Raw genomic sequence first — 15,145 nt, 5'->3', positions numbered from 1 at the left:
GCAGGCGGCACCGCGTCCGGCGGGGCCACCTCCACGACCTCCCCGCCGGTCAGCCCGTACGGGAACGCGACCGGCACGGGATAGCCCCCCGGGCGGCCCCCCGCCCCCCCCCCCCCCCCCCCCCCCCCCCCCCCCCGGGGGGGGGGGGGGGGGCGCCACGTCAGGGGAGGGGCGGAGCCCATATGTGGAAATTTCTGCGGCCCAGCAGCGGCTTCAACGTGCAGTTCGACCTCGCGAACGTGCACACCATCGAGCTCACCCGGCGCCATCAGGTCGTCTCGCTCACCAAGCAGGGCGCGGCCGTCGGCAATCTGCGGATCAACCTGTCCTGGCAGATGCGCACCTCCGACACCGGGGGCTGGAACCAGCGCGGCGGCTCCTGGCTGAGCCGCCAGATGCACCTGTTCAAGCCCGAGCCGGTGCAGGCGGCCGGCCCCGCCATGGTCAACGTCGACCTCGATCTGGCCTGCATGTACGAACTCGCCGACGGCACCAAGGGCGTCGTCCAGCCGCTCGGCAACTTCCTCGGCGACCTGGACGCCCCGCCGTACATCCAGATGAGCGGGGACGACCGCTTCGGCGGCTCCTCGGGCGAGACGCTCTACATCAACCTCGACAAGCGCGACGAACTCAAGCGCCTGCTCGTCTTCGTCTACATCTACGACGGCACGCCGGCCTTCGACCGCACCCACGCCAAGGTGGAGATCTTCCCCAGCTCCGGGCCGCGCATCGAGATCCCGCTCAACGAGCGCGAGCCGCAGGCCCGGTCCTGCGCGGTCGTGCTCATCGAGAACAAGAAGGGCGACCTGACCGTGCGCCGCGAGGTCAAGTACGTCTACGGCTTCCAGGCCGAACTCGACCGGCTGTACGGCTGGGGGCTGCAGTGGGGCCGCGGCTTCAAGAGCAAGGTCTGACGCCGCAGGCCCCGCCCGCGGCCGCGCTCAGCGGCGCTCCTGGAACTGCGGCCCCTGCGGGGGCAGCGTGACGGGCTGCTGCGGATGGGGATATCCGTAGGCGGGGCCGGGCGCGGCCGCGGTGGCGGCCGGCTGCTGCGGCGGGTAGCCGTACGCCGGGACCGGCGCCGTCGGCTCCTGCGGGTAGCCGTAGGCGGGGGCCGGCACGGTCGGGGGCTGCTGCGGGTAGCCGTACGCGGGCTCGGCGGCCTGGGTGGCCTGCACGGCCTGCGTCGAAGGGGCCGGGGCCTGCAGGGTGTATGCCTCGGGCTCGGCCGTCATGCGGACCGTGGGCGGCACCGGCTGCGGCGGCAGCGCGTTGGCCTCGGCGTCGGGGCTCGCCTGCTGCGCCGGGACCTCGACGAGGTCGCCCTCGTCCACGGAGATCCCGAACTCGGTCGCCAGGCCCTCCAGGCCGGACACGTACCCCTGCCCGAGCGCGCGGAACTTCCAGCTGCCGGAGCGCCGGTACAGCTCCCCGCAGATCAGCGCCGACTCGTCGCCGGTGTCCGGGACGACCTCGAAGAACGCCAGCGGCTCGGCCTCGGAACCGGCTGCCGCGGCGGCGTCGTACAGCAGCACCCGCAGGTCGGAGACGAGCGCGAAGGGACCGCCGTCGGAGGAGGCCGCGATCACCACGCGGTCCACGCTCGGGTCCAGGGCGGACAGGTCCACCTCGACCGCGTCGGTCAGCCCGGCCGGTTCGCTGCGCTTGGGCAGGTGCCGCGCGACGCCCGCCGGGTGCCGGGGCTGGTTGTAGAAGACGAAGTCCTCGTCCGAGCGCACCCGCCCGTCCGCCCCGACCAGCAGCGCCGACGCGTCGACGTCCGGTACCCCCGCGCCCGGGCTCCAGCGCAGTACCGCCCGTACGCCCGAAGCCGGTACGGGGATGTTCGAGCCCTTCACCATCGCCTGCGTCATGCCCGTCATCCTGCCCTCCCGGGGGCCGCGCCCACAACGCGGGGCGGGGGAGCGCCACCATCGGCGGACCGGCCGACATCCCGCAGACCCGAGGGGGTTACCTGATTTTCATACGCGACGGGAACGACCCCGGTGACCTCACACGTACGATAATCGGCCACGGCGTCGGGGGACGCTTCCCGCCTCACCATCCATCACCTGCCACGGGGGAACGCATGCGCCACTTCGCGCACCTCGCGCCGGACGTGCGGAACGAACTGTTCCACCGCGAGCCAGGCGAGTTCACGGCCGATTCGCCGGCCGCCACGCTCGCCGTCGCCCTGGGAGCCACCCTCTACAGCCCTGCCACCCGCACCAGCCTGGCCGAGGACGTCCTCAAACAGGCTGCCCGCGGCGTCGTCTCCATGGTCCTGTGCCTGGAGGACTCGATAGACGACCGCGAGGTCGCCGCCGGTGAGGAGAACCTGGTCCTCCAGTTCGGGGCGCTGGCCGCCCGCATCGGGGACGCCGACCCGCCGCTGCTGTTCATCCGCGTCCGCACCCCGGAGCAGATCACCGACCTGGTGCGCCGCCTCGGCGACACCGCGGGCCTGCTGTCCGGGTTCGTGCTCCCCAAGTTCACCGAGGAGTCCGGCGTCCCCTTCCTGGAGGCGCTCGCCGTCGCCGAGGGCATGTGCGGCCGCCGCCTGTTCGCGATGCCGGTGCTGGAGTCGCCGCAGCTGCTGCACCTGGAGACGCGTACCGAGACGCTGACCGGGATAGCGCGGACCGTCGACAAGTACCGCGAGCGGGTCCTCGCGCTCCGCCTGGGCGTCACCGACTTCTGCTCCGCCTACGGGCTGCGCCGCTCGCCCGACATGACCGCCTACGACGTCCGCATCGTGGCCTCCGTCATCGCCGACGTCGTCAACGTCTTCGGCCGTGCCGACGGGACCGGCTTCACGATCACCGGCCCGGTGTGGGAGTACTTCCGGCACTCCGAGCGCATGTTCAAGCCGCTGCTGCGGCAGAGCCCCTTCGTGCCCGAGGCCGTCGACCTGCGCGACGCCCTCATCCAGCGCGACATGGACGGCCTGCTCCGCGAGATCGAGCTCGACCGCACCAACGGGCTCCAGGGCAAGACCTGCATCCACCCCTCGCACGTGCAGCCCGTGCACGCGCTGAACGTCGTCTCCCACGAGGAGTGGACCGACGCCGTGGACATCCTCCACGAGGACCGCAGCGGCGGTGGCGTCCTGCGGTCGGCCTACACCAACAAGATGAACGAGGTGAAGCCGCACCGCGCCTGGGCCGAGCGCACCGTGCGGCGTGCCGAGGTCTTCGGCGTGGCGCGGGCGGAGACCAACTTCGTGGAACTCCTCGCCGCGTGCGTGCCGTCATGACCGGCACCCACCGGGAAAGGTCCCTCCCCATGGCAGCAGAACCCGTCTGGTCCGGGCAGTGGGTCGCCGACCGCCTCGGCATCGCCCTGCGCGGCGAGGGCCTGAGCGGTCTGCTGGGCCTCGCCCTGCGCCGCAACCCCAAGCGCGCGCACCTGCTCGTCTCCAACGTGCTGGGCAAGCACGTCCCGCAGCGGCCCGAGGCCGTCTACGCGGCCGGGCACGGGCTCGGCGTGCGCGTGCGCGACCTGCTCGGGGCGGACGGCGCGGCGCGCGCGGTCGTCCTCGGCTACGCGGAGACCGCGACCGGCCTCGGCCACGCCGTCGCCGACGGCCTCGGCACCGCCCCCTACCTGCACTCCACCCGGCGCCCGGTGCCCGGCACGACCCCGGTCGGGGGCTTCGAGGAGGAGCACAGCCACGCCACCTCCCACCTCCTGCTGCCCGAGGACCCCGCGCTGCTGGCGGGGGACGGGCCGCTGGTCCTCGTCGACGACGAGTTCTCCACCGGGCGCACCGTGCTCAACACCGTCCGCGCGCTGCACACCCGCTACCCGCGGGACCGGTACGTGGTGGTGGCGCTGGTCGACATGCGCTCGCCCGCCGACCGCGAACGGCTCACCGCCGTCGCCGCGGAACTGGGCGCCGCCGTCGACCTGATCGCCCTCGCCACCGGCGGCGTCGACCTCCCCGAGGACGTGCTGGAGCGGGGCCGGGCCCTGGTCGCCGAGCAGGACAGTCACGTCGCCGCCGCCGAGGCCGCCCCCGCCCACCCGGCACCCGACCGCGCCCGCCCGCGGCCGGAGCGCGTGCCCCTGGACTGGCCTGCCGGCGTGCCCGACGGCGGCCGGCACGGCTTCACCCCCGCCCACCGCGCCCGCCTGGAGGCCGCCCTCCCGGCGATGGCGGCCTCACTGGCCGGAGATACGGCAGGCAGCCGGCGCGTCCTGGTGCTGGGCAACGAGGAGCTGATGTACGCCCCGCTGCGCCTCGCCCTGGCCCTCCAGGAGGCGCTGCCGCACGCGGAGGTCCGCTTCTCCACCACCACCCGCTCGCCCGTGCTCGCCGTCGACGACCCCGGGTACGCGATCCGCACCCGGATCGTCTTCCCCGACCACGACGCGCCCGCCGACGGCCCCGGCGAGCGCTACGCGTACAACGTCGCCGGCGCCGGCTTCGACACGATCGTCGCGGTCGTGGACAGCGCGGCGGACACCCCCGCGCTGCACGCCCCGGACGGGCTGCTCGCCCGGCTCGCGGAACACACAGAAAGGCTGCTGCTCGCCGTGGTCCCCAGTTACGAACCCCGCACCTCCCCGGGGCTCCCGGAGCCGCTGCGCGGCCCCGCGTTCTCCTCGTACGCCCCCGAGGAGGTCGGCTGGCTGCTCAAGGACCTGTCGGACGTGGAGCTGGAGGCCCCGACCGAGGAGCGCGAGGAGGCCATCCAGAGCGGCGGCGCGCACTACGCGGAGTCGCTGCCCGAGGAGTACCAGCCGAGCGCGGAGTACCAGGAGCTGTTCCGGGACGCCCTGGAGCAGTCCGCGGGCCGGATCGCCCGCGCCGTCGGCGCCGTCACCGACCTGGTGCTCGCCGAGCGCGGCCCGGACGCGGTACTGGTGTCGCTGGCCCGCGCGGGCACGCCCGTCGGCGTGCTGATGCGCCGCTGGGCCCGGCACGCCCACGGCCTGGACCTGCCGCACTACGCGGTCTCCATCGTGCGCGGCCGCGGGATCGACACCACCGCGCTGCGCTGGCTGGCCGAGCACCACGACCCGGCACGGGTGGTCTTCGTGGACGGCTGGACCGGCAAGGGCGCGATCACCCGCGAACTGGCCGAGGCCGTCGCCCCCTTCGGGGACTTCGACCCGGAGATCGCGGTGCTCGCCGACCCCGGCTCCTGCGTGCGCACCTACGGCACCCGGGACGACTTCCTCATCCCGTCCGCATGCCTCAACTCCACCGTCTCCGGCCTGATCTCCCGCACCGTGCTGCGCTCCGACCTGATCGGCCCGGACGACTTCCACGGCGCGAAGTTCTACCGCGAACTGGCCGGGTCGGACGTCTCCACCCTCTTCCTCGACACGGTCGCCGCCCGCTTCGGCGACGTGGCCGAGGACGTCGCCCGCGACCTCAAGGAACTTCAGGCCGCCGACCGCGCCCCCACCTGGGAGGGCTGGAAGGCCGTCGAGCGGATCAGCGAGGAGTACGGCATCGGGGACGTCAACCTGGTCAAGCCCGGCGTCGGCGAGACCACCCGGGTCCTGCTGCGCCGCGTGCCCTGGCGGGTGCTCGCCCGCCGCGGGGCAGGCGCAGACCTGGCCCACATCCGGCTGCTCGCCGAGCAGCGGGGCGTCCCGGTGGAGGAGGTGGACGACCTGCCGTACTCGTGCGTCGGGCTGATCCACCCGCGCTTCACCCGGGGCGCGACCGGTACCAACGGAAAGGCCGTGACGGCCCAGTGAAGCAGCGTCCGGACCAGCGCACGCTCGTCGCGAGCGACCTCGACCGCACCCTCGTCTACTCCCCGTCGGCGCTCGCGCTGACCGTGCCCGACGAGGACGCGCCCCGCCTGCTGTGCGTGGAGGTCCACGAGGGACGGCCGCTGTCCTTCATGACCGAGACCGCCGCCGCCCTGCTCCAGAAGCTGGCCGCGGTCGCCGAGTTCGTCCCCGCGACCACGCGCACCCGCAAGCAGTACCGGCGGATCAACCTGCCCGGCCCCGTGCCGCGTTACGCGATCTGTGCCAACGGCGGGCACATCCTCGTCAAGGGCCGCACCGACCACGACTGGAACGCCGAGATGCGCCGCCGCCTCGCCGAGGGCTGCGCGCCCCTGGACGAGGTGCGGGCGCACCTGGCGCGCACCGGCGACGAGTCCTGGCTGCGCAAGGAGCGGGTGGCCGAGGACCTGTTCGTCTACCTCGTCGTCGAGCGCTCCCTGCTGCCCGAGAACTGGGTGAAGGAATTCGCCGAGTGGGCCGAGGAGCGGGGCTGGACGGTGTCGCTCCAGGGCCGCAAGATCTACGCCGTGCCCCGCCCGCTCACCAAGTCCGCCGCCCTGGCCGAGGTCGTCCGCCGCACCGGCGCCGAGCACGTCCTGGCCGCCGGCGACTCCCTCCTCGACGCCGACCTGCTGCTCGCCGCGCACACCGGCTGGCGCCCGGGCCACGGCGAACTCGCCGACTCCGGCTGGACCGCCCCGCACATCGACGCGCTCACCCTCGCCGGCGCGGCGGCGGGCGAGGAGATGCTGCGCCGGATGCTCAGCGTGTCCCGTCGCTGAGCCTCAGCACGTGCGGCCGTTCGCCGGCCTGGATGAAGGGCGCGTGCCTCGTCCTCGGTGCGCCCCCCCGTCACATGCCGGACGCCGGCTCCGGCCGGACGGCCCCGCACGTCGATTGCTCAGCGTGTCCCGTCGCTGAGCCTCAGCACGCGGGTGGCCGCGCTGCGCGTCGCCTCGACGCGCAGCGCGTTCGGGCGTTCGCTGGCCTCGATGAAGGCGCGTGCCTCGTCCTCGGTGCGACCTCCCGTCACATGCCGTACGAGCAGCCGCTCCTCGCGCACCGCCCGTTCGGTCTCCAGGAACCACAACTCGTCCAGCAGATCCCGCACCTCGTGCCAGCCGGGGCCGTCGTCGGCGAGGTAGTTCCCCTCGGTCACCACCAGCCGGGCATCGGCCGGCACCGCGATCCCCGCCGCCACCGGCTCGTCCAGCGCCCGGTCGAAGTCCGGCGCGTAGACCGTGCGGCCCTGCGTCGCGCGCAGCCGACGCAGCAGATGGACGTAGCCGTCCACGTCGAAGGTCTCCGGCGCGCCCTTGCGGTCGCGCAGCCCCAGCCGGTCCAGCTGGACGTTGGAGAGGTGGAAGCCGTCCATCGGGACGTGCACGGCCGTGTCCGCCCCGAGCCGCGCGTTCACCCCGTCCACCAGCGACCTGGCCAGGGTCGACTTGCCCGCGGCGGGGGCTCCGGCAACGCCCAGCAGCACACGCCTTCCTGGCATGCTGGGCACCAAGGCGACGGCGTCATCCACGTACATGCCCGCCACCTTAAGGAGCAGTCGTGAACGAGACCAAGAATCCCCCGCTCACCCCCGAGCTCTACGCCTACGTACTGGACCACAACCCGCCCCTGGACGCCGTCCAGCGCGAGCTGGTCGAGATCACCCACCAGCGCTTCGGCGGCGCGGCCGGCATGCAGTCCGCCCAGGAGCAGGGCCCCCTGCTGGCCTTCCTGGTCCGCCTGCTCGGCGCCCGCAACGTCGTGGAGGTCGGCACCTTCACCGGCTTCTCCGCCCTCTCCATGGCGCAGGCCCTGCCCGCCGGAGGACGCCTGCTCGCCTGCGACATCTCTGAGGAGTGGACCGCCGTCGCCCGCGAGGCATGGGCCAAGGCGGAGGTGGAGGACCGCATCGACCTGCGCATCGCACCCGCCCTCGACACGCTCCGGGCACTGCCCCAGGAACCCGCCATCGACCTCGTCTACCTGGACGCCGACAAGGAGAACTACGTCGCCTACTGGGAGGAACTCGTCCCCCGCATGCGGCCGGGCGGCGTCCTCGCGGCCGACAACACCCTCTACCACGGCCGCGTGGCCGACCCCGCGGCGGGCGGCGCCGCCGCGGCCATCCGCGAGTTCAACGACCACGTCGCGGCCGACCTGCGCGTCGAGGCGCTGCTTCTGACGGTCGCCGACGGGCTGACGCTGGCGCGCAAGCGCTGACGCTGGGCGCTGGGCCCTGTCCTCTGGCTAACCTGTGCTCATGCCCCGATACGAATACCGCTGCCGGTCCTGCGGCACCACCTTCGAGCTGAACCGGCCGATGGCCGAGTCCTCCTCACCGGCGGAGTGCCCTGACGGGCACGACGACACGGTCAAGCTGCTTTCGGCTGTCGCCGTCGGGGGGACGGCGTCGGCTGCGGCCGCGCCGTCCGCGGGAGGCGGTTGCTGCGGCGGCGGTTGCTGCGCCTGACCGCCGTCCGGGTCCAGGTTTTTTCCCCGCCCTCCCTCCCGTGTGCCCGGCGCGGTAAGTGCGGGCCCCGCGCTGCGTGCGTTGTGGGGGTCGGCGCCGCTCCGGAGTCCGTCCTCGGCGCTCGCGGTCTACGCCAACATGCTGCGCACCGCGGTCTCCGCTCGTCCCCTGCGGGCGGACCCCGGCGCACCCCCTCCCGGGGTCGTTGGGGCGACTGACGGCCGGTGGGGTGTCTGTTGGCGGTGACGGCTGCGCACTTGCCGGCGCTGCGCCTACGGGTGCCCGAGCACGGTGCCGCTTCAGACCACCACCGGGGATCAGGCGCTTGCAACTACGGAGGGGGCGGGGTCGTAGGGGTGGCGTTCTGGACACTGGAGCATATTTGGGTGCACAACCCGGGGCGCGCAGCCGAGAGTTCCTGAGGCACCTAAATGTGCTGTCCAGAATGGCAGCCCCGGAGGCCCCGAACCCGGCCCCCCAACAACTGGCGTCGGGGCGCCCTGACTTCACAGGGCACACGGGCGGGAGGGAGGGGAAAGAACCTGGGGCACGAGGCCGGAGGCCTCAGGGACGGCCCGCCGCGCGGTCCTCGCGGATCGCCGCGACGACCCGCGCCGCCGCATCCCGCACCGCGGCCATCTCCTGGAGGAAGTGCCACCAGTCGGGGTGCCGCCCCTCCAGCCCGGCGACCGCCCGATCCACGCGGGCCACCGCGTCGTCGAGGGGGCGGGCGTGCCGCGGTTCCGGCGTCGTGCGCCCCTGCATGGCGAGGCGCTGGGCGTCGCGGAGGGCGAACCGGGTGCGTTCGATCTCGCCCTGCGGGTCCTTGCTGACCTCGTTGAGCCGCCGCAGGCGGTCCCCGGCGGCGGAGACGGCCGCGTCGGCGTCGTCGAGCTGCGCCCGGACGGTTGCCAGCAGGGCCGTCGCGTCCGGCCAGCGCTGCTCCTCGCGGGCCTTGGTGGCCTCGGAGAGTTTCTGTTCGGCGTGGCCGACCGCCTCGGCGGCCCGCTGCGGGACCTGCTGGAGGTCCTCCCAGCAGGCCATGGAGAACCGCCGCCGCAGCTCGCTGAGGACCGGTGTGACGCCCTCGGTGCGGGTGGCCAGCGCCTGCGTACGGGTGCGCAGCGACACCAGGCGCTTGTCGATCTCGCGGGCCCGCTCGGGGAGCCGTTCGGCCTCGGCGCGGATGCCCTCCGCCGTGCGGAGGACCTCGTCGGCGCGGCGGATGGTCTCCTGGACGCCGTGCCGGCCCGCGCCCTGGTTGAGCTTGGTCAGTTCCGGGCCGAGCGCGGCCAGCCGGGCGGCCAGGTCGTCCGCGCGCAGCCCGGAGGCGCGTACCGCGTCCAGCGCGTTGGAGGCGCCCAGCAGGGCCTGCCGGGCGCGCTCGACCGCCGGGGCGAGGCGGGCGAGCTGGGTCTCGGCCTTCTCCAGCAGCGGCGTGAGGTTCCGGGCGAAGGTGTCGAGGTCCGTTCTGGCCCGGGTCAGCTCGTCCTTGGCCCGGGTCAGCTCGGTGCGGGCGCGGGCCGCCGTCGAGGCGTCCAGTTCGTCGTGGTCCAGGTCGTAGGCGTCGACGGCGGCGATGTAGCCGGCGCTGACCTCGTCGATGCGCTCGCCCAGTGCCCGGAAGTCCGCCACGGCCCGGCGGGCGGCCGGGGTGTCGTCCACGGCGGTGACCGTCTCTATGGAGATCACGAGGTCGCGCTGGGCCGTGTCGAGCTCGTAGAAGGCCTGGGCGGCGGCGTCCTTCGCGGCCTGGGCGTCGGCGCGCAGATTGTCCCCGCGCCGCCACCACGAGCGTGCCGTCGTCACAGTCGCCCTCTCCCGCAAGTCCGCCGCCGGTGGTTGTCCGCTCCAGTCTCCCACCCGGCAGGGACGAATACACGGGCCGGTCGGTTGCGTCAGCCGGCGGGCGCCTCGACGACGTTCACCGATCCGTCGGAGGTGCGGACGGTGACCGTGCGGGGGCTGCTGTCGTCGCGCGGTACGGCGACGCGGACGTGTCCGTCGCCGGAGCGCGCGCTGACCCGGTAGGCCTGCTTGGGCAGGGACACCCGCACCGCGCCGTCGCCGCTGGTGGCCTCGACGCTGTCGGGGGCCTGCTCGAACGCCAGGGTCAGCGAGCCGTCCGAGGTGTGCGCGGTGACCCGGCGGGAGGCCAGGCCGGTCGCCTCGATGCGGCCGTCACCGGTGGACAGCTCCAGGGGACCGGTCACGTCCCGGACCCGGACCGAGCCGTCCTTGGTGGTGAGGGTGAGCGGGGTGCTGAAGCCGCTGGCCTCGACGCGGCCGTCGCCGTTGGTCACGGTCACGGTCACGCCGCGCGGCACCAGCACTTCGTGCCGGGCGGAGCAGTTGTCCATGAAGCCGTGGCAGTCGACCCGGAACTTCAGGGTGTGGCCGTCCAGCGACCAGGTGGCCTTCGGGGTGTCGCCGAGCACGGACCAGCCGTCGAACCAGCGGGTGACCTTGATGGTCTTGACGTCCGCGGGCCTGACCACGACCGCGCTGTCCGCGGCGTCGATGGTCAGCCGGCTGCCGGAGAGCGCGAAGTCGTGCTGTTCCGGGCGGGTGTCGTCGGAGGCGTCCGCACAGGCGGAGGCCGTCATGGCGAGTGCCACCGCACCGGCGGCGGCGGTCAGGGTCCTGAGGGTGCCGTTGCGTTTCGTCATGTCAAGGACGGTACGGAGAGCGCGGCGGAGCCGGAATCAGGCCGCCCACCGGTTGCGGGGTGGGGCAAACCCCCCGCGGGAGCGGGGGTCAACGGCCGCGCTCGCGGCGGACGGTGGGCCGCGTGGGGCCGCCGTCCGCCGCGAGCACGCGCACCGCCGCCTACTCCCCGCGGCGGGCGATCTCGACGTTCTCCAGGACGCCGAGGGCGTCGGGCACGAGGACGGCCGCCGAGTAGTAGGCGCTGACGAGGTAGGAGATGATCGCCTTCTCGTCGATGCCCATGAAGCGGACGGACAGACCCGGCTCGTACTCGTCCGGGAGTCCCGTCTGGTGCAGGCCGATCACGCCCTGGTTGTCCTCGCCGGTGCGCAGCACCAGGATCGAGGTGGTGTTCTCCTTCGTGACGGGGATCTTGTTGCAGGGCAGGATCGGCAGACCGCGCCAGGAGGGCACGTGGTTGCCGTGCAGGTCGACGGTGTGCGGCACGAGGCCGCGGCTGTTGAACTCCCGGCCGATGGCGGCGATGGCCCTCGGGTGCGCCAGCAGGTACTGGGCCCCGCGGCGGCGGCTGATCAGCTCGTCCAGGTCGTCGGGGGTGGGCGGTCCGGAGTGGGTCGTGATGCGCTGCCGGTAGTCGGCGTTGTTCAGGAGCCCGAACTCCTGGTTGTTGATGAGTTCGTGCTCCTGGCGCTCGCGCAGCGCCTCGATGGTGAGCTTCAGCTGCTGCTCGACCTGGTTGTAGGGCTGGTTGTACAGGTCGGCGACGCGGCTGTGCACCCGCAGCACGGTCTGGGCGACGCTCAACTCGTACTCGCGCGGGGAGAGTTCGTAGTCCACGAACGTGCCGGGCAGTTCGTGCTCGCCGATGTGGCCGGAGGCGAGGGCGATGGCCTTCTCGCCGTACTTGTTCTGTGCCTGCTGGGTGCCGCTGACGAAGCCGGCGACGTGCTCGCGCAGTCCGTCGGACTGCTGCATCAGGGCCTGGAAGGCCTGGCGCGGCAGGGCGAGGGCGGTCACGGTGGTGGCGGCCTTGGCGGTCCAGTCCCAGGTGGCGTCGGCCGCGGCCAGCCCCTCGGAGCCGAAGTGGTCGCCGTCGGCGATGGTGCCGACCACGCCCTGGCCGTCCCACTTGGTGGGCGCCAGCTTGTTGATCTTTCCGTGTGCGACCAGGAAGACGTGGTCGGCCGGCTGCCCGGCGGAGACGATCACCTCTCCGGGCGCGAACTCCCGTTGCTCGAACTGGCCGGCGAGCGCCGCGAGGACGGCGCTGTCGTCGAATCCGCGCAGCAGGGGCAGTTCGCCGAGCTCCGCCGGGATCACCCGCACCTCGGAGCCGGTCTGGACGAAGTCGACACGCCCGTCACCGACCGAGTAGCTCAGCCGGCGGTTGACCCGGTACGCGCCGCCCGCCGCCTGGACCCACGGCAGTACCTTCAGCAGCCAGCGCGAGGTGATTCCCTGCATCTGCGGCGTGGATTTGGTGGTCGTCGCCAAATTCCGCGCCGCGGCGGTGCTCAGACTCTGCTGGGACTGTCCGTTCCCTGTCGCCGACTCCGACGCGACACCCGGCTCAACCGTCATGAATGGTCCTTCCCTTGCGCCCTCGTGGCCCACGCAGTCACATGCGTGGCTTATGCAAACAATTCACCGCGAAACGACGTGTGTGGTGGGAGCCCCCCTGCCCTCGGCCGCTGTCCTCACCGAAGCTACCCAGGGGACGGAGCCGCCTGCACTCACTCGAATGGATGAGAATCCGGAATGGGTGACTTGGGTAGATCTGTGGACTTCCGCCACTGCGCGGCTCCTTGGGTGCCGGATCGCCGCCGCGGGCGGGGCGGTGCCGGGCGATGCCGCATCGGCTGAGGTCACGGCCGCGCGGCGGGCGCGCGGAACGGGCCGATCGCAGGGCGACCTCGGTGACTCCCCAGTAATTCGCGTGCTATTCCCACAGCCCGCCATCGATGATGAGGAAAACGTCACGCGCCCCCGAGGGGATCCTCGACGCCTCTCTGGCGTACGCTGTACGGCTGAGGGCGGGTCGCAGAAGAACCGCTTCTGCGCGAGACCGCCACACACCCCGGAGGGCGCCGCGCACCAGAGGGAGAGAGGAGAACGCGGTGCTGACCGGAGCGGGCTCGCTGTTCGACTCACCGTGGATCTACGCGCTGGTCGCCGCGTCCATCGTGCTCGACGTCTTCGTGCCTGTGATGCCCAGCGGCGTGCTGCTCATCTCGGCCGCCACCGCCGGCACCGCTGTCGGAGGCGCCAACGGCATCCTCGACATCGTCGTCCTGCTGCTGTGCGCCGCCACCGCCTCCACCCTCGGCGACCTGGCCGCCTACCGGCTGGCCTGGCGCGGCGGCGACTGGCTCGACCACCGGGTCGCCAACTCCCGCCGGCTGTCCAGCGCCCAGGAGGTCCTCGGCGCCGTCCTGGCCCGCGGCGGCGGCGCGCTCGTCGTCCTGGCCCGCTTCGCACCGGCCGGCCGCTCCGTGGTCAGCCTCACCGCCGGAGCCTCGCACCGCAGGGTCCGGGAGTTCCTTCCCTGGTCCGCGCTGGCGAGCCTGGTCTGGGCCGCGTACAGCGTCGGCCTCGGCTACGCGGGCGGCCAGTGGCTCGGCGCCGGCTGGCTCGGCACCGCCACCTCCGCCGTCGCCCTCATCGGCTCCGGCTCCATCGCCGCGTACGTCTTCCAGCGCGAGCGCCGCACCCACACCGTCGTGCCCGTCACCCTGCCCGCGCAGGCCACGGCCGGCCCCGACCGGGCGGCGGTCGCGGAGGCCCGCTGAGGCCCCGTCCGCCGATGGCGGCCCCCTGGCACCCGTGCAAACATCATTACGGGCATCGCCGGTGCCGGGGGCGGCAGCAGCACGGACGCACGGACGGAGGCCCCCGATGCGCTTCGGGCCCCTCAACGGCCTCGTGGCCGTGATCCTCGGCGCCATCGCCTTCGCCCTCCAGGGGGACACGCCCCGCGTCGGCAGCTCCGGCTTCACGGTCCGCCTCTTCTACACCCGGCACGACACCGCCCAGGGCGTCGGCCTGTACCTGCTCCTGGTCGCCGGGATCTTCCTCGTGTTCTTCGCCGGGAGCCTGCGCCGCGCCCTCGCCACGACCGACCGGTCCGGCTGGCTGCCCGACATCGCCCTCGCCGGCGGCGCGCTCGGCGCCCTCGGCTTCTGGATCAGCGCCGGGCTCACCCTCTGCCTCATCGAGGCCGCCGGCGAGCAGATGGTCGGCGGCGGCGCGCTCCAGGCCCTCAACGTGCTCAGCGGCGACCTGTTCATGCCGTTCCTCGGCGGGGTGGGCGTGATGCTGCTCGCGGCCGGACTCAGCACGGCCCGCTCCTCCGGCCCGCTGCCGCACTGGCTGGGGTGGATCGCTTTCGTCCTGGGCGTGCTGATGTTCATCCCGTTCGCCGGCTTCATCGGCCTGTGCCTGGCCGGCCTGTGGATCATCGCCGTGAGCGTCTGGCTCGCCGGCCCGCCCCTGCGGCGCGGGGCGCGGGCCGAGCCTTAGCGGATCCTGCGGTAGACCGTGCCGTCCGCGGAGCGTTCCAGCCAGCCGTCGTCGACCAGGTACCGGCGTAGGGCCGCGCAGTCGTCGTGCACCGTGCGCAGGGCCTCGTTGACCTCGGTCTCGGCATAGCCGCGGCCGGGCCGGAAGAGCGTCTCGGCCAGGTGCCGCAGCACCTGCTCGCGGCGGGCCGTGCGGCGGGGGATCACGGTCAGCCGGCCGCCGCGGAACAGGGCGGACACGGCGTGCGCACCGGTCTCGGACACGGCAGCCTCCTTCGTACGGACGATTCGCCGACCACTGCGCAGCCTGACACGCCCGCCCCGGATCCGGCACCTGAATTCCGGCTGGCACGATGAGGGCATGAGCATCGTGAAGATCAACGCCCTCACCGTTCCGGCGGAGCAGCGCGAGGTCCTGGAGAAGCGCTTCGCCGCGCGCGCCGGCGCCGTGGAGAACTCCGACGGCTTCGAGTGGTTCGAGCTCCTGCGCCCCCTGGAGGGCACCGACCAGTACCTGGTCTACACGCGCTGGCGCAGTGAGGAGGACTTCGCGAACTGGATGTCCGGCTCCATGCGCGAGGCCCACCAGGGCGGCGGAGAGGGCCGCCCGCAGCCCGCGGCGACCGGCTCGACGCTGTGGTCCTTCGAGGTCGTCCAGCAGGCCGCCCCCAAGCAGTCCTGAGGGGCCGGTACCGTCGCCGTGCCCATGACCGCCCGGGCCCGGCGGCGGATC

15 protein-coding genes are annotated in these 15,145 nt (G+C 73.3%); 9 read left to right on the top strand and 6 right to left on the bottom strand.

Features of this window, described 5'->3' with window-relative positions:
- The first annotated feature begins 182 nt into the window (after window positions 1–182).
- Complete coding sequence (locus ACIP9H_RS32385; protein WP_401582491.1) at window positions 183–914, top strand: Tellurium resistance; 732 nt, start codon at window positions 183–185, stop codon at window positions 912–914.
- A 27-nt stretch (window positions 915–941) separates the two neighbouring features.
- Here ACIP9H_RS32385 and ACIP9H_RS32380 read toward each other — a convergent pair whose 3' ends face one another.
- Entirely contained in the window at window positions 942–1,874 is a 933-nt protein-coding gene (locus ACIP9H_RS32380) for a TerD family protein (RefSeq protein WP_401582489.1), read from the bottom strand.
- A 215-nt stretch (window positions 1,875–2,089) separates the two neighbouring features.
- Between ACIP9H_RS32380 and ACIP9H_RS32375 the strand changes: the two genes are divergently transcribed.
- From ACIP9H_RS32375 to ACIP9H_RS32365, 3 genes are read left to right on the top strand one after another with little or no spacing between them, the layout of a single operon-like run.
- The gene (locus ACIP9H_RS32375) at window positions 2,090–3,256 is read left to right on the top strand and encodes an HpcH/HpaI aldolase/citrate lyase family protein (RefSeq protein ID WP_401582488.1); all 1,167 of its coding nucleotides are present in this window, start codon (window positions 2,090–2,092) and stop codon (window positions 3,254–3,256) included.
- Between the two features lie 29 nt (window positions 3,257–3,285).
- A complete protein-coding gene (locus tag ACIP9H_RS32370) occupies window positions 3,286–5,715 on the top strand; it encodes a phosphoribosyltransferase (protein WP_401582487.1) in 2,430 nt (809 codons plus the stop codon).
- Complete coding sequence (locus ACIP9H_RS32365) at window positions 5,712–6,536, top strand: HAD family hydrolase (RefSeq protein ID WP_401962366.1); 825 nt, start codon at window positions 5,712–5,714, stop codon at window positions 6,534–6,536. Before ACIP9H_RS32370 ends, ACIP9H_RS32365 begins: the two co-directional genes overlap by 4 nt.
- Window positions 6,537–6,655: 119 nt before the next feature.
- On the opposite strand, the gene ACIP9H_RS32360 is transcribed toward ACIP9H_RS32365, so the two are convergent.
- Window positions 6,656–7,291, bottom strand: coding sequence for a nucleoside/nucleotide kinase family protein (locus ACIP9H_RS32360; protein ID WP_401962363.1), 636 nt, complete (start codon window positions 7,289–7,291; stop codon window positions 6,656–6,658).
- 23 nt (window positions 7,292–7,314) lie between these two features.
- On the opposite strand from ACIP9H_RS32360, the gene ACIP9H_RS32355 reads away from it, so the two are divergent.
- Window positions 7,315–7,974, top strand: a complete 660-nt coding sequence (locus tag ACIP9H_RS32355; RefSeq protein ID WP_401582483.1) for an O-methyltransferase — start codon at window positions 7,315–7,317, stop codon at window positions 7,972–7,974.
- A gap of 40 nt (window positions 7,975–8,014) precedes the next feature.
- Entirely contained in the window at window positions 8,015–8,224 is a 210-nt protein-coding gene (locus ACIP9H_RS32350) for a zinc ribbon domain-containing protein (RefSeq protein ID WP_401582482.1), read from the top strand.
- A gap of 564 nt (window positions 8,225–8,788) precedes the next feature.
- Here the strand turns inward: ACIP9H_RS32350 and ACIP9H_RS32345 are convergent.
- From ACIP9H_RS32345 to ACIP9H_RS32335, 3 genes are all read right to left on the bottom strand, one after another.
- The gene (locus tag ACIP9H_RS32345; RefSeq protein WP_401582480.1) at window positions 8,789–10,033 is read right to left on the bottom strand and encodes a hypothetical protein; all 1,245 of its coding nucleotides are present in this window, start codon (window positions 10,031–10,033) and stop codon (window positions 8,789–8,791) included.
- An 89-nt stretch (window positions 10,034–10,122) separates the two neighbouring features.
- Complete coding sequence (locus ACIP9H_RS32340) at window positions 10,123–10,893, bottom strand: DUF4097 family beta strand repeat-containing protein (protein WP_401582479.1); 771 nt, start codon at window positions 10,891–10,893, stop codon at window positions 10,123–10,125.
- A 160-nt stretch (window positions 10,894–11,053) separates the two neighbouring features.
- Window positions 11,054–12,475 (bottom strand): family 2B encapsulin nanocompartment shell protein, encoded by a 1,422-nt coding sequence (locus ACIP9H_RS32335; protein WP_401582477.1) that lies wholly within the window; start codon window positions 12,473–12,475, stop codon window positions 11,054–11,056.
- A gap of 536 nt (window positions 12,476–13,011) precedes the next feature.
- Between ACIP9H_RS32335 and ACIP9H_RS32330 the strand changes: the two genes are divergently transcribed.
- Entirely contained in the window at window positions 13,012–13,683 is a 672-nt protein-coding gene (locus ACIP9H_RS32330) for a DedA family protein (RefSeq protein WP_401582475.1), read from the top strand.
- Between the two features lie 106 nt (window positions 13,684–13,789).
- Window positions 13,790–14,413: a hypothetical protein gene (locus tag ACIP9H_RS32325; RefSeq protein ID WP_401582473.1), complete on the top strand. Its 624-nt coding sequence runs from the start codon at window positions 13,790–13,792 to the stop codon at window positions 14,411–14,413.
- On the opposite strand, the gene ACIP9H_RS32320 is transcribed toward ACIP9H_RS32325, so the two are convergent.
- A complete protein-coding gene (locus tag ACIP9H_RS32320; protein WP_401582472.1) occupies window positions 14,410–14,676 on the bottom strand; it encodes a DUF2087 domain-containing protein in 267 nt (88 codons plus the stop codon). The two genes, ACIP9H_RS32325 and ACIP9H_RS32320, sit on opposite strands and share 4 nt — an antisense overlap.
- 97 nt (window positions 14,677–14,773) lie before the next feature.
- Here ACIP9H_RS32320 and ACIP9H_RS32315 point away from each other — a divergent pair, with 97 nt between their 5' ends.
- Entirely contained in the window at window positions 14,774–15,094 is a 321-nt protein-coding gene (locus tag ACIP9H_RS32315; protein WP_360906524.1) for an antibiotic biosynthesis monooxygenase, read from the top strand.
- Window positions 15,095–15,145 lie beyond the last annotated feature (51 nt).

Origin of the sequence: Streptomyces sp. NPDC088732, assembly GCF_044751205.1 — a bacterium.
Taxonomy (GTDB): Bacteria; Actinomycetota; Actinomycetes; order Streptomycetales; family Streptomycetaceae; genus Actinacidiphila.
The sequence above is the reverse complement of the archived record's forward strand: the minus strand, read 5'-3'. Positions and strand labels throughout refer to the sequence as shown.